At 68.1% G+C, this 15,581-nt stretch carries 1 protein-coding gene and 3 pseudogenes; all 4 read left to right on the forward strand.

The features are described 5' to 3' along the window. Positions 1-163: 163 nt before the first annotated feature. Positions 164-8,158 (forward strand): annotated as a pseudogene (locus JZ791_RS47180) (amino acid adenylation domain-containing protein); the annotation flags it as partial. Positions 8,159-8,257: 99 nt separating this feature from the next. Further along, a pseudogene (locus JZ791_RS47185) lies at positions 8,258-13,234 on the forward strand (amino acid adenylation domain-containing protein); the annotation flags it as partial. Between the two features lie 135 nt (positions 13,235-13,369). Beyond that, positions 13,370-14,485, forward strand: a pseudogene (locus JZ791_RS47190) (SDR family oxidoreductase); the annotation flags it as partial. A gap of 82 nt (positions 14,486-14,567) precedes the next feature. Further along, on the forward strand, positions 14,568-15,323 hold the full coding sequence (gene cobM, locus JZ791_RS13320; protein WP_216894618.1) for a precorrin-4 C(11)-methyltransferase: 756 nt from the start codon (positions 14,568-14,570) through the stop codon (positions 15,321-15,323). Positions 15,324-15,581: the final 258 nt, after the last annotated feature.

Consider the following 15,581-nt stretch of genomic DNA (forward strand, 5'->3'; position numbering starts at 1 on the left):
TGTCGCTGGGAGCGCCCTGCGGCGTTCCGGAAGTGAGGTTTCGGGTTGGACCGGCGGGCTGACGGCGAAGGCGGCGGGCGGCGGGCCTGCTCGGCGTATGTGAGAGGTGTCGAAATTGGCTAGGGATCGTCGTCCCGCACGTGGTCGTCGTCGCGGCGATATTCTCTTCGGGAATTTGCTGGTGGCCGCTACGGAGTCGGTGGCCGATGGGGTCGCGGTCCGGTTCAGTCCGTCCGGTGATCCGGCCGATGATCGGCAGTTGACCTATCGCGAGTTGGATGAGTTGTCCTCGCGGTTGGCGCGTGAGGTTATCGCGCGTGGGGTGGGTGCGGGGGATGTGGTGGCGATCGGTATCGCTCGCGGTATCGAGTCGGTGCTGGCGGTGTGGGCGGTGGCGAAGACCGGGGCGGCGTATGTGCCGGTGGATCCGGGGTATCCGCCGGAGCGGATCGCGCATATCGTGTCGGATTCGGGTGCGGTGCTGGGGTTGACCACCATGGGGTATCGGCCGGTGTTCGGTGCGGGTGTGGAGTGGATCGAGCTGGACGAGCCGGGGCAGGCCGGGCTGATCGCGGGGCGGGCGGGGCATCCGGTGTCGTATGCCGATCGGGTGCGTNCGGTCGATCACCGGCATCCCGCGTATGTCATCTACACCTCGGGGTCGACCGGAAAACCCAAGGGCGTCGTGGTCTCGCACGCCGGTCTGGCAGGACTGGTGGCCGCTGAGCGCGAACACTACGGGGTGACCGAAGAATCGCGAGTCCTGCACGTCTGTTCGCCGAACTTCGATGTCTCGGTGCTCGAGTTGCTGTTGGCTTTCTCCTGCGGTGCGACGCTGGTGATCGCGCCGCCCTCGGTGTTCGGTGGTTCCGGGTTGTCGGATCTGCTTCGGCGCGAGCGTGTTACGCACATGCTCATCACCCCCGGGGCACTGGAATCGGTCGACTCGGACGGCCTCGACGACCTCCAGACCGTGGTGGTCGCCGGTGACAGGTTCGGGCCGGAACTGGTCGCCCGCTGGGCCGGTAAGCACAAGTTCTACAACGGTTACGGGCCTACCGAGGCGACGATTCTGGCCACCAGCACCCCGCCGCTGGTACCCGGCGGGCCCATCACGATCGGTTCGGCTATTGCGGGCGTTGGTGCGTTCGTGCTGGATTCGCGGTTGCGTCCGGTGCCTGCGGGGGTGATGGGTGAGTTGTATCTGGCTGGTCCCGGGTTGGCGCAGGGCTATCTGGGCCGTCCGGGGTTGACCGCGGAGCGTTTCGTGGCCAATCCGTTCGGTGGTGCGAGCGGTGGTGCGCGGTTGTATCGCACCGGGGATCTGGTGCGCCGCATCGAGTCCGATGGTGCGGGTGGTTTCCTCGAGCATGTGGGTCGGTCGGATTTTCAGGTGAAGATCCGTGGTTTCCGGATCGAGCTCGGTGAGATCGACAATGCGTTGACCGGTCATGCCGATATCGAGTTCGCGGCGACGTTGGGGCGGAGGTTGCCGTCGGGTGTGACCGCGTTGGTGTCTTATGTGTTGCCGCGGGCGGGGTCTGCGCCGGATACCGGTGTGTTGACCGAGTTTCTGGCGGAGTCGTTGCCGGCGTACATGATTCCGGCCGCGATCGTGGTGCTCGATGAGATCCCGTTGACTGCGGTCGGCAAGCTGGATCGTGACGCGCTGCCCGAACCGGTCCTGGCGGGCCGCGAATTCCGGGCGCCGGTCAGCGATGTCGAGACGCTCATCGCCGAGTTGTTCGCCGAGTTGCTCGGTGTCGAGCGGATCGGTCTGGACGACTCGTTCTTCGCGCTGGGCGGCGATTCGATTCTGTCGATCCAACTGGTGGCTCGGGCCAAGGCGCGCGGTCTGACGTTCACCACCCGGGATGTATTCGACTATCGCACCGTCGAGTCGTTGGCCGAGATCGCCGCGCTCGCTGGGGAATCGGAGCAGGAGCGGCTGGCGGAACTGCCCGGTGGCGGGGTGGGTGAGATTCCGCTGACGCCGATCATGGCGGCGAGACTGACCAGTGGCTCGTCGTATCGGCGGTTCTCGCAGTCGATGACGCTCGGGCTGCCGGACGGCATTGATCTGCCGACGCTGGTCGCGACGATCGATGCCGTGGTGGGCCACCATGATGCGTTGCGTATTCGGTTGAGCGGCAGCGGTCCTGTGGCGGGCGAATCCGCGGGGGGCACCCCGTGGACTTTCGAGGCCCTGGAGCCGGGCGCGGTGGATGTCGGCGCTCTGGTGCATCAGGTCGAGCTCCCCGCCGACATCGACGATGCCGAATTGTCGCGGCGGGCGGGCGTCGAATACGACGCGGCCCTGGGACGACTCGATCCGTCGAATGCGGTGATGCTGCAATTCGTTTGGTTCGCCTGCACCGAATCGGCCGGATCCACCGGCGAATCCGCGGAGCCGGTCGCCACCGGCCGTCGCGATGTGTTGCTGATCGTCGCGCACCAGGTCGTGATCGACGGTGCGTCCTGGCGGACGCTGATTCAGGACCTGGCGGTGGCCTGGTCGCAGCTGTCGACGGGCCAACCGGTGGCGCTGCCGGCCGTGGGAACCTCGATGCGGCGCTGGGCGCACGCCCTGGCCGACGCGGCGAAGGAGCCGGCCCGTATCGCGGAACTGCCGTTCTGGCAGGAGGTTTCGGCTTCCGGTAACAATATCGACGATACCGATCCGCTCGTCGGCACGCGTGCCTTCGATCCGGCGGTCGACACTCTCGCCACCGTCGACCGGGTTCGAGTGAGCCTGCCGCGGGAGGTGACCGATGCGGTGCTGACCGAGATCCCGAACCTGTATCGCGGCGCCGTGTACGACGGCCTGCTGTCGGCGCTCGCGCTGGCGGTGTTCCGGTGGCGCGGGGAAACATCCGGCGGTACGGCGCTGATCGCGATGGAGGGCTACGGTCGCGAGGAGGCCGTTGTCGCGGGCGCGGATCTGTCCCGGACGGTCGGCTGGTTCACCAGCGCCTACCCGGTCCGGCTGGATCTCGCGGGCCTGAAGGGCGCGGACCTCGACGAGGCGTTCGCCGGTGGAAAAACCATGGGCGACATCGTGAAATCGGTCAAGGAACAGCTACTGGCGATCCCCGACGCGGGGATCGGCTACGGCCTGCTGCGCTACCTGAACCCGGAGACCGCCGCGCAGTTGGACGGGACCGCGGGGCAGATCAGCTTCAACTATCTGGGTCGTGTGGTGTATCCGGGTCGTGTGGAGCCGGGTGGATTGCCCCGGCAGCTGGGTGAGCTGGGCTGGATGCCGGTGGGCGAGCTGGGGCAACTGGACGCCGAGATGGATCCGGATATGCCCGCGAACGGTGCTGTCGACATCACCGCGACCGTCGTCGACACGGCGGAGGGGCCGCAGCTGAGTGCGTCGTTCGCCTTCCCGTCGGGGCTGTTGTCGCGGGAGCGGGTGCAGCAGTTCGCCGATCTGTGGGCCGACGCGCTGAGCGCGCTGGCCCGGCACGCGCACCGGCACGATGCCGGTGGTCTGACGCCGTCGGATCTGCCGCTGGTGCATGCCGATCAGTCGGACATCGAGGTGTGGGAACGGAATTATCCGGCGTTGTCGGAGGTCTGGCCGCTGTCCCCGTTGCAGTCCGGTCTGCTGTTCCACGCGCTGATGGTGGAGAGCGTCGACCCCTACATCATGCAGGCGCGAATCGAGCTGACCGGCGCCGTCGATGCCGCCCGGCTGCGGGCGGCAGGGCAGGCGATCCTGGACAGCTACCCGAACCTGCGGGCCGCATTCGTCACCGATGCCCAGGGCCGTTCCGTTCAGGTGATCCTGGATCGGGTCGAGGTGCCTTGGCGCGTAGTGGATCTCACGCATCTGCCCGCGTCCGAGCAGGCCGCCGAACTACAGCGGTCGACCGAGGCGGACATGATCGCCCCGTTCGACATGTCCGCCGCGCCGCTGATGCGGTTGACCCTGTATCGCACCAAGGGGGACGGTGAGCCGGCGGGGTGGATGAACTCGATCGCCGACGACGCGGCCGGACAGTGGCATCTGCTGATGACCTTCCACCACATCCTGCTCGACGGCTGGTCCATGCCGCTGCTGATGCGGGATCTGTTGATGCTGTACGCGTCTCGCGGTGATCGGTCCGCGCTGCCCAGGAGCGCGTCCTATCGCAACTTCCTGAGCTGGCTGACCGGGCGAGACACGCAGGAGTCGCTGCGGGTGTGGGCGACGGCGTTGTCCGATGTCGACGAGCCGACCCTGCTCGCGCCACAGCCACGCACCGCCGAACACCAGGAGGTCGGCACCCTGGTCACCGAGATCGACGCCGACCGCAGCGGTCGGCTCGTCCGGCGCGCCGGCGAACTCGGTATCACCGTGAACACCCTGGTCCAGGCGGCATGGGGCATCCTGCTCGGCAGGCTCATCGGCCGCGACCGGGTGGTTTTCGGGGCGACCGTATCCGGTCGACCGGCCGAATTGCCCGGCGTGGAGTCCATGGTCGGGTTGTTCATCAATACGGTGCCGGTCCGCGTCACCGTCTCCGACCGGTCGACGGTCGGCGACTTCCTGACGCGGCTGCAGCGCGAGCAGGCCGAACTGCTCGACCACCACCACGTCGGTCTCACCGATATTCAGCGTATCGCCGGCGCCGGAGCGCTTTTCGACACTCTGATCGTGTTCGAGTCGTATCCGATCGACCGGGACGCGATCACCGCGGCGAGTTCGATCGATGGCGTATCGGTCACCGGTGTCGGCATCAACAACGACACGCACTACCCGTTGACGCTCCTGGTGGGCGCCGGGCAGACCATCGAGCTGACCTGGAAGCATCTGGCGAGTCGGCTGTCGGCCGACGAGGTGGAAACCCTTGCCGCGCGGATGATCCGGGTGCTCGAGGCGCTGGCCGGGGAGCCGGACGGCCTGGATGTTCTCGTCGGCGACATCGATGTCATGCTGCCCGGCGAGCAGGATCGTATTCTGCTGGACTGGAACGACACCCGGCATCCCGTGGAACCCGGGTTGCTGCTGGACGGCTATCACCGTGCGGTGCGGGAATATCCGGATCGGGTGGCCGTGGTTCACGAGGGCGCCGCGCTCACCTATAAGGAATTCGACGAGCGAGTCAATCGTCTTGCGCGGGTATTGATCTCGCGCGGCGTGGGCGCGGAATCGCTGTGCGGTCTGGCGATTCGCCGCTCCCTGGATCAAGTCGTCGGCATGTACGCGATTCTGGTCGCCGGTGGCGCCTACGTGCCGCTGGATCCCGATCACCCCGACGAGCGCAACGGCCACATCCTGGCGATCGCGCGGCCGCAGTGCCTGCTGACCACCCACGCGGACGCCGTGCCCGTGCCGGACGGAATCGCGGTGATGTACCTCGACACCCTGGACCTGGGTGAGGTGGACGGCGCGCCGGTGCGCGCCGAGGAACTGCTGCGACCGGTGCGCCCGGGCAACCCGGCGTATGTGATCTTCACCTCGGGTTCGACCGGGCGGCCGAAGGGCGTCGCGGTCTCGCACGCGGCGATACACAACCAGATCGTATGGATGCTGGACCACTACCCGCTGGACACGGACGACGTCTACTTCCAGAAGACCGCGACGAGTTTCGACGTGTCGCTGTGGGGCTGGTTCCTGCCGCTGAGTGTGGGCGCGAAACTGGTCGTCGCCACTCCCGACGGGCATCGCGATCCGGAGTACATCGCTGAAACCATTGCCGCGCAGGGGGTGACGGTCACCGACTTCGTGCCGTCGATGCTGACGGTGTTCGCCGCGAACACCGCGGCCGGTGCGGTGCCGACCTTGCGCGACGTGTTCGTGATCGGCGAGGCGCTGCCGCCCGAGACCGTGGCCGCGATGCGGGCGATCTCCGACGCGTCGGTGCACAACCTGTACGGGCCCACCGAGGCCGCGGTCTCGATCACCTACTGGCAGACCACCGGCGCGGAGCTCGCGACCGTGCCGATCGGTCTGCCACAGTGGAATTCCCGTGTCTACGTGTTGGATTCGCGGTTGCGGCCGGTTCCGGCCGGAGTGGTGGGTGAGCTGTATCTGGCCGGCGACCAGCTGGCCCGGGGCTATCTGGCGCGTGAGGACCTCACCGCGGACCGGTTCGTGGCCAACCCGTTCGGGTCCGGTGAGCGAATGTATCGAACCGGTGATCTGGTGGTCTGGCATGTGCGGGGTGGTACGGAGGACTCGACCACGCCGGAACTCGGGCGCGGGGTACTGGAGTATCGGGGCCGTTCCGACTTCCAGGTCAAGCTGCGAGGGCAGCGGATAGAGCTCGGTGAGATCGAATCGGCGCTGCTGGCATTGCCTTCGGTGAGTCAGGCCGCCGTCCTGGTGGTGTCGTTGGAACTCGGCGACCAGCTGGTGGCGTACACGGTGCCTGCCCCCGGGGTCACGGTGGAACCGGCGCAAGTGCTTTCGGAGCTTTCGGCGCGGCTCCCCGCGTACATGGTTCCGGCAACGATCGTCGAGCTGGACGAGTTTCCTCTCAATTCCAGCGGCAAACTGGATCGCAAGGAGTTGCCGCGCCCGGTCCTCGCGGCCAGGCAGTATCGTGCGCCGTCGACGCCGGTCGAGGAGATCGTGGCCGGGGTGTTCGCCGATGTGCTCGGTGTGGGCCGGGTGGGGGCTAGCGACGGCCTGTTCGCTCTCGGTGGTAACTCGTTGGTGGCTACTCAGGTGGCGGCTCGGTTGAGTGCCGCGTTGGGTGTGCGGGTGTCGGTGCGGATGTTGTTCGATTCGCCCGTGGTGGCGGATCTGGCCGCTGCCATCGCGGCGGGTTCGGGCTCGGGTGCGGATCGGCCTGCTCTGGTCCGGGTGGAGCGGCCCGAGGTGGTGCCACTGTCGCTGGCGCAGCAACGGATGTGGGTGCTGAATCAGGTTGATACCGAGTCTGCTTCCTACAACATGCCGTTCGCGATCCGGTTGACCGGTGATCTGGATGTGTCGGCGTTGGGGCAGGCCGTGGTGGATGTGCTGGAGCGGCACGAGGCACTACGTACGCGGTTCCCGGTGCACGGCCCGGATGGGGTGCCGCGTCAGGAGATCTTGTCGGCGGCGCAGACGTTGCCGGGTGGGTTGCCGGTCGAGGCGGCATCGGGGGATCTGCGTGAGCGGGTGATCGGCATGTTGTCCGCCGGGTTCGATGTGACCGAGCATCCGCCGGTGCGGATCGGGTTGTTCTCAGGTCCGGGCGCGGATGAGTATTTGCTGGTGGTGGTCGCCCACCATATTTGCGCGGATGGTGTGTCGATGGCGCCGTTGGCGCGGGATCTGGCGACGGCGTATCTGGCACGCGCGCAGGGCACCGCGCCGGGCTGGTCTGCGTTGCCGGTGCAGTACGCCGATTTCGCGCTCTGGCAGCGCGAGGTCATCGGTGTCGAAGAGGATGAGAACTCCATCGCTGCCCGGCAACTGACCTACTGGCGTGAGGCCCTGGCAGGGGTGTCGCAGGCCGCGCAGTTGCCGCCGGATCGTCCGCGTCCGGCGCGTGCCTCGATGCGCGGCGCCTCGAGTGTGGTGGTGGTGCCCGCGCTGGTCCATCAGGGTTTGGATCGGATTGCGCGTGAACGTAATTCGTCGATGTTCATGGTGGTGCATGCCGCGTTGGCGACGCTGCTGGCCCGGATGTGTGGTGGATCCGACATCGCAGTCGGCACCCCGATCGCCGGGCGCGGCGCGGCGGCACTGGATGACCTGATCGGGATGTTCGTCAACACCCTGACATTGCGTACCGAGGTCGACCGCTCCGGGAGTTTCGCGGCGTTGGTCGAGCGGGTGCGTGAGGTCGATCTGTCGGCGTTCGACAATGCGGATGTGCCGTTCGAGCGGGTCGTGGAGTTGGTGGCTGCGGGGCGGGATGCGGCGCGTAATCCGTTGTTCCAGGTGATGTTGTCGTTCGAGAACACCGCCCAGCCTTCGCTGGAGTTGCCTGGTTTGACGATCTCCGGGGTGGAGTTGGAAGAGGTGGTAGCGAAGTTCGATTTGCAGGTGATCATCGAGCCGCGCTACACCGAAGACGGGACACCCGATGAGCTGGTGGTGGTGTTCACGTATGCGACAGATCTTTTCGAGGAGGCGACGATCCAGGGGGTGGGTCGGCGGTTCGAGCGGATCTTGAGCGCGGTCGCCGCCGATGAGAGTGTCGTCCTCGGTGATATCGACATCCTGGACGAGGGCGAACGCGATCGGGTATTGGCCGCGCCGATTCACCCCACCGCACCCATTGCACCCGCTGCATCGGCTGCCCCGGTGCCGCAGGAGGACACGGATGTCGTGTTGCTGCCGGAGTTGCTGGCCGGGGCGGTCGAGGAGAATCCGGACGGTATCGCGATCATCTTCGCTGATGCGACCGATCGACTCGCCGAGTGGGAGTACGCGGAGTTGGATGAGCGTTCGACCCGGCTGGCCAGGTTGCTGATCGACCAGGGTATCGGCCCGGAAGATTTGGTGGCGGTAGGGATCCCGCGGTCACCGGAGTCGGTGCTGGCGGTGTGGGCGATCGCGAAGACCGGCGCCGGATTCGTCTCGGTGGACCCGAACTATCCTGCCGCGCGGGTCGCACACATGCTCTCGGATTCGGGGGCGGTGCTGGGATTGACGGTCGCGGCCGCGGCGGCCGGGCTCCCCGGTTCGGTGGCGTGGCTGACCATCGACGGCGACGAGGTCACCGGGCGGCTCGAGGAGTATCCGGTCGATCCGGTCACCGACGCGGACCGCCGCCGTGCGTTGCGGGCGGCGCATCCCGCCTATGTGATTTACACCTCGGGGTCGACCGGTTTGCCCAAGGGTGTGGTGGTCACGCAGGCGGGGTTGTCGAGTTTTTGTGCCGAGCAGCGTGAGCGGTATCGGGTGACCAGCAGCGCACGGACGCTGGCTTTCGCTTCGCCGTCGTTCGATGCCTCGGTGCTGGAGTTGTTGTTGGCTGTGGGTGGGGCCGCGAGCATGGTGGTGGTGTCCCCGAGCGTGTACGGCGGGCAGGAACTGGCCGCGCTGCTAGGCAGGGAGCGGGTGACGCACGCGTTCATCACCCCCGCCGCGCTGGCGTCGGTGGATCCGGACGGCCTGGACAAGTTGCGTGTGGTGATCGCTGGTGGTGAGGCGTGTCCGCCGGAGTTGGTGCGGCGCTGGGCGGTGCCGATCGGTGGGCGCCGTAGCCGGGAGTTCTACAACGGGTACGGGCCGACCGAGACCACGATCATGACCAACATCAGCACACCGTTGGCAGCCGGGGATCCGGTTACCATCGGTGCGCCCATCCGGGCGGTCACCGAATACGTGCTGGATGATCGCCTCTCGCCGGTACCTGACCGTGCGGTAGGCGAGTTGTACATCACCGGTGCACAGTTGGCGCGCGGATACCACGCGCGAGCGGCGTTGACCGCAGCCCGGTTCGTCGCCAACCCGTTCACCGCGGACGGATCCCGGTTGTATCGCACCGGGGATCTGGTACGCCGCACCGGTGACGGCGCCATCGAGTATCTGGGCCGCAACGACTTCCAGGTCAAGATCCGCGGATTCCGCATCGAACTCGGCGAAATCGACGCGGTCCTCGCCGGGCACGACACCGTCGATTTCGCCGTCACCATCGGGCACGAACTCCCCAGTGGCGAAACCATTCTCGTGTCCTATGTGCACGCCGCCCCGGGCGCGGCCGTCGATACCGACGAACTCGCCGCATTCGCCGCGGGCAGCCTGCCCGCGCATATGATTCCCGCCGATATCATTGTGCTGGAACAGATCCCGCTGACCCCGGTGGGCAAGCTCGACCGGGCCGCCCTGCCCGCCCCCGCACTGCGCACCCGGGAATACCGCGCACCGGCGGGGCCGCTGGAGGAATTGGTCGCGGGTGTATTCGCCGAACTGCTGCATATCGACATGCCGGTCGGCGCCGATGACGACTTCTTCGAACTCGGCGGCAACTCGCTGATCGCCACGCGGCTGGCGGCCCGCCTCGGGGCCGCGACCGACACCCGGGTCCCGGTGCGGATGCTGTTCGAGGCCTCGACGGTGACGGGCGTCGCGGCGCGGCTGAGCGAGTACGCGTCCGGCGGCGGTCGTCCGGCGATTGTCGCCGGTCCGCGTCCGGAGCGGATCCCGTTGTCCCCGGCGCAGCAGGGCATGTGGCTGCTCAACCGCCTCGATACGGACTCGGTGGCCTACAACGTGCCCATGGCGGTGCGGGTGAGCGGCACCCTCGACACGGCGGCGTTGCAGGCCGCCGCCGCGGATCTGGCGGAGCGCCACGAGATCCTGCGCACCGTGTACCCGTACGCCGATGACACCGGCCGAGCCCCGGTACAGGTGATTCTGCCGGCCGCGCAGGCGATTCCACAGCTGCGGATCGAGACCGTCACCCCCGACGAGGTGGTGGACGCGGTCGCCGAGCTGGCCACGACGGCATTCGATCTCACCACCGAGGTGCCCGTCCGGCTCGCCCTGTTCGATCTCGGCCCGGCCGCGAGCGGTACCGGACGCGAGTACGTGCTGGCGATGGTGATGCACCACATCGCCGCCGACGGCTCCTCGCTCGGCCCGCTGGTCCGGGACCTGATGACCGCGTACGCGGCCCGGTGTGCCGGTCAGGCCCCCGGGTGGGCCCCGCTCGCGGTGCAGTACGCCGACTACAGCATGTGGCTGCGGGATCTGCTGGGCGCCGAAGACGATCCGGAATCGCTGCTGGCCAAACAGATCTCCTATTGGCGTCACGAGCTGGCAGGCCTGCCGGGCCAGCTCGACCTGCCCTCGGATCGGCCGCGGCCGATCCAGCGGTCCGCCGCCGGCGGTCAGGTGCCCGTCGAGGTCGACGCGGAAACCCATGCGGCGCTGCGGGAATTGGCACGAGCCCAGGGGGCGACGCTGTTCATGGTCGTGCACACCGCGCTCGCGGTGCTGCTGGCCCGGCTGTCGGCATCGGATGATGTCGCGATCGGCTCCCCGGTCGCCGGGCGCGGCGATGAGGTGCTGGACGATCTGATCGGCATGTTCATCAACACCCTGGTGTTCCGCACCCGCTACCGGCCGGCCGCGAGCTTCGATGAGCTGCTGGCAGGTCAGCGCGAGAGCGACATCCAGGCGTTCGCGAACGCGGACGTGCCGTTCGAACGGCTGGTCACCGTGCTGAACCCGGCCCGGTCCCCGGGGCGGCACCCGCTGTATCAGGTGGCGCTGTCGTTCCAGAACATGGAACTGGTGCCTCTGGAACTACCGGGGCTGTCGGTCGCGCAGCTCGAGATCAGCGCGCAGGTGTCCCAGTTCGATCTGCACTGGATGATCGGCGACGGCTACGACCTCGAGGGAGCGCCCGCCGGGATCGGCGGTGTGGTCTCCTACGCCGCCGACATGTTCGACCGCGCGACCGTGCAGGACTTCGTGGACCGTTTCGTGCGGCTGCTCTCGGCGATCGCCGCCGACCCCGCCGCCGCGTTGGGCGATATCGACCTCACCGATACGGCCGAGCGCGCGCGGCTGCTGTCGGATGCGGCCGAGACGGCCCATCCGGTCCCCGAGACGCTGCTGCTGGACGGGTACCGGCGTGCGGCGGCCGCGGCGCCGGAGGCGGTGGCCGTGGTACACGACGGGACGGTGTGGACGTATCGCGAATTCGACGAGCGCGTCAACCGGCTGGCCCGATATCTGATCGACGCGGGCATCGGGCCCGAATCCGTTGTCGCACTGGCGATGCCGCGATCGGTGGAGCTGGTGGTCGCGATGTACGCGGTGATCGCCGCGGGCGGCGCCTACCTGCCGCTGGATCTGAGTCACCCGGCCGACCGGATCGCCTACGTGCTGCGCACGGCCGAGCCGGTATGCGTGCTGACGACCCCCGACGGCCCGATCTCGGCTTCGGAGCAGCGGGTCGTGGACATCGCGGATCTCGACCTCGCGCACTATCCGGCCGATCCGGTCGCCCCCGGCGAACTGCGCGGGCCGCTGCGCCCGGAACATCCGGCGTATGTGCTGTTCACCTCCGGGTCGACCGGCAGGCCCAAGGGCGTCGCGGTGTCCCACCGCGCGATCGCCAACCAGATCCAATGGATGGCCGCGGAGTATTCGTTCGGGCCCGCTGATGTCTACCTGCAGAAGACCGCGACCACGTTCGACGTATCGCTGTGGGGTTTCTTCGTACCCCTGTCGGTGGGCGCGCGGGTGATCCTGGCCGCGCCGGACGGCCAGCGCGATCCCGGATATATCGCGGGTCTGATCGACGAACACCGGGTCACGCTCACCGATTTCGTTCCCTCGGTCCTCCAGGTGTTCCTGGCCGCGGCCCGGCGGGAGCAGCTGGCGTCCCTGCGGGAGGTCTTCGTCATCGGTGAGGCGTTGCCGCCGGGGACCGTCACCGACTTCGCCGCACTGTGCGAGGCCGGGCTGCACAATCTGTACGGACCCACCGAGGCCGCGGTGTCGGTGACGTATCGGCCCGCCTCGCCCGCCGATCGGTCGACGGTGCCGATCGGTGCGGCGCTGTGGAATACCCGCACCTATGTCCTGGACTCCCGGCTGCGGTTGACGCCCGCCGGGGTGGTCGGCGAATTGTATTTGGCGGGAACCCAATTGGCGCGCGGTTACCTGCGGCGCGCGGATCTGACCGCGGACCGGTTCGTCGCGGACCCCTACGGTCCGCCGGGAGCCCGGATGTACCGCACCGGCGATCTGGTGCGTCGTCGTGCCGACGGCGTCCTGGAGTACTTGGGCCGCACCGACTTCCAGACCAAGATCCGTGGGCATCGGATCGAGTTGGGTGAGATCGAGGCCGCCCTGCTGGCCGAGCCGTCCGTGGCTCAGGCGGTGGTCGTGGTCTCGGCCTCGGAGACCGGGGATCAGCTGGCCGCCTACGTGGTACCGGCCGCCGATCCCGAGGCAACGGCGGCCGGTGTGGATGTGCTGCGCGAGTCGCTCGCGCAGGTGCTGCCGCCCTATATGGTGCCTGCTGTCATCATCGAGCTGGAATCCTTCCCGATGAACTCCAGCGGCAAGCTCGATCGCGGCGCACTGCCGCGGCCGGTGTTCCGGGTCCGTGAGTATGTCGCGCCGGCGACGGTGACCGAGCGGGCGGTGGCTGAGGCCTTCGCCGAGGTCCTCGCGGTCGAACGGGTCGGCGCCGAGGATGACTTCTTCGACCTGGGCGGAACCTCGCTGCTGGCGTTCACGGTGCAGCGTGCGCTGGCCGCCCGCATCGGCGGCGACGTGCCGATGGCGGCATTGTTCACCGCGCCCACGGTGCGTGGTCTGGCCGCCCGCATCGACGATCCGGACAACGCGGCGGCTCCTGCCGTGGCCGATGCCACCGAGACGATCGCGGCCGATGCCGTCCTCGGGCCGGAGATCGACGGCACGGGAGCCGAACCGGCGCGCGTCACGCCCGCGCAGGATGTCCTGCTGACCGGTGCGACCGGATTCGTCGGGGTGCACCTGCTGCGGGAACTGCTCTCCACCACTGCGGTGCGGGTGTGGTGTCTGGTGCGCGGCGGTGATGATGAGCAGGCGTACAAGCGAATTCGTGACGTCATGCAGCTGTACAAGATCTGGGACGACGCCGATCAGGACCGGATCGTGGCCGTCGCGGGCGATCTGGCCGCGCCTGGTTTCGGGCTGGACAGATCCGCATACGACCTGCTGACCGAGCGCATCGATGCGGTCTATCACGTCGGAGCCCGGGTCAATCACATCGAGCCGTACGCGCGGCTGCGTTCGGCGAATGTGGAGGGCACCCGGGAGGTTGTGCGCCTGGCGACCACCGGCCGGATCAAACCCGTGCATTTCGTGTCCACCGCCAACACCGTGATCCCGGCGAACCCCGGGCTGCGGTTCGTCGGCCGTGAGGACGCACACGTGAGCGCCGGTGAGGTGTCCGCGAACGGGTATGTGGCCAGCAAGTGGGTCGCCGAGCAACTGGTCCGCCAGGCCGGTGAGCGCGGGGTTCCGGTGAGTATCTACCGTCCGGGACTGGTGTGCGGGGATCCGCGCTCGGGGGTCAACAGTGTCGACGACTCGTTCTGGAACATGATCCGGGCGGCCGCGATCCTGGGACTGGCCCCCGATACCGGCGATGCCGCGATGCCGATGGCGCCGGTGAACTACGTGTGCGCGGCCATCGTGGCACTGTCCGAATCACCGGCGACCGGTAGCGCCTATCACCTGGTGAACCAGCAGCCGGTGGTGGTCCGGGACATCTTCGAGGCCGTGCGCCGTCACGGGATCCCGATCACGATCGCCCCGGTCGAGCAGATCGCGACCAGACTCGCCGAACAGGCCGCGGCGCGGGATGCCGCGGGCGACGACTCCCTGGTACGCGCCGCGCTGGTCAGCGGCAACTACGGAGGCGTGGCCTTCCCGATCGACGACACCCGCACCCGCACCGAACTCGCCGCGCGGCACATCCAGTGTCCTGCCGTCGACGCGGCGGCACTGGACGCCTACATCGGCCACTTCATCGACTCGGGCTTCCTCCCCGCCCCGGACCCGGAAGACCGGCCGGGGCAGGGCGCGGATCGGCGGTGAGAAGTAAGGAACTCGGTGCGGCGGCCCCGGATGACCGAGGTCGTCCGGGGTGGCCGTCCGGGCGGTGCCTACACTCGCCCGCATGACCGTGCACTTCATCGGGGCGGGACCCGGGGCCGCGGATCTGCTGACCGTGCGTGCGGTGCGGCTGATCCGGGAGTCTCCGGTGTGCCTGTACGCGGGGACGTATCTGGATCCGGAGGTGCTGGCGCACTGTGCGCCGGATGCGGAGATGATCGACACACAGGGTCTGGATCTGGATCAGATCATCGGGCACTGTGTGCGGGCTCACGCCGAGGGGAAGGATGTGGCCCGGTTGTGCTCAGGGGACCCGTCCATATACTCGGCGCTGACCGAGCAGGCGCGGCGGTTGGACGCGGCGGGGGTCGAATGGGATGTCACGCCGGGGGTGCCCGCGTACGCGGCGGCCGCGGCGGTGCTCGGGACGGAGCTGACCGTGCCGGAGCTGGTGCAGTCGGTGGTGCTCACCCGCACGCAGGCCCGATCCACCGCCATGCCGGAGTCCGAGGAACTGGCGAACTTCGCGCGAACCCGGGCGACATTGGTGCTGCATCTGGCGATCACCCGTATTCGGGCGATCGCCGGGGAGTTGACCGCGACATACGGATCGGACTGCCCGGTCGCGGTGGTCTATCGCGCCAGCCAGCCCGGGGAGCTGGTGCTGCGAGGCACGCTCGCCGACATCGCGGACCGCGTCGAGGAAGCGGGGCTGCGGCAGGCCGCGGTCGTGCTCGTGGGGCGGGCGCTGGCCGTCCTGCCGGGGTGTGCGCAGTCCCATTTGTACGATCCCGCCCGGCCGCGTACAGCGGCGAGATGAATCACATCGCCCGGTCGGCGACGACGCCGCGGGCGAGGAGATGACGCCGGAAACAGTGGTGCACGCCACCCGGTTCGCGCGCGGCGACACCAGGCACTACTGTCTCCGGCGGGTTGAGGCAGCCAGCTGTGTCGATGCATCGTTGCTATGAACCTTTTTCGCCGGATGCGGTGTGTGGACGGTAGATTGGTTCGGTGTTCAGCAGCGAAGTTCAGCAGAAGGCCGTGCCATGGCCGCCGGGCCTGGTCGGTTCCATGT

Origin of the sequence: Nocardia alni (assembly GCF_019038435.1) — a bacterium.
Classification (GTDB): Bacteria; Actinomycetota; Actinomycetes; order Mycobacteriales; family Mycobacteriaceae; genus Nocardia; species Nocardia alni.

What these genes read in the sequence shown, in the direction of transcription:
- cobM (WP_216894618.1), top strand. Translation starts at nt 14,568, where the DNA reads ATGACCGTGCACTTCATCGGGGCGGGACCCGGGGCCGCGGATCTGCTG.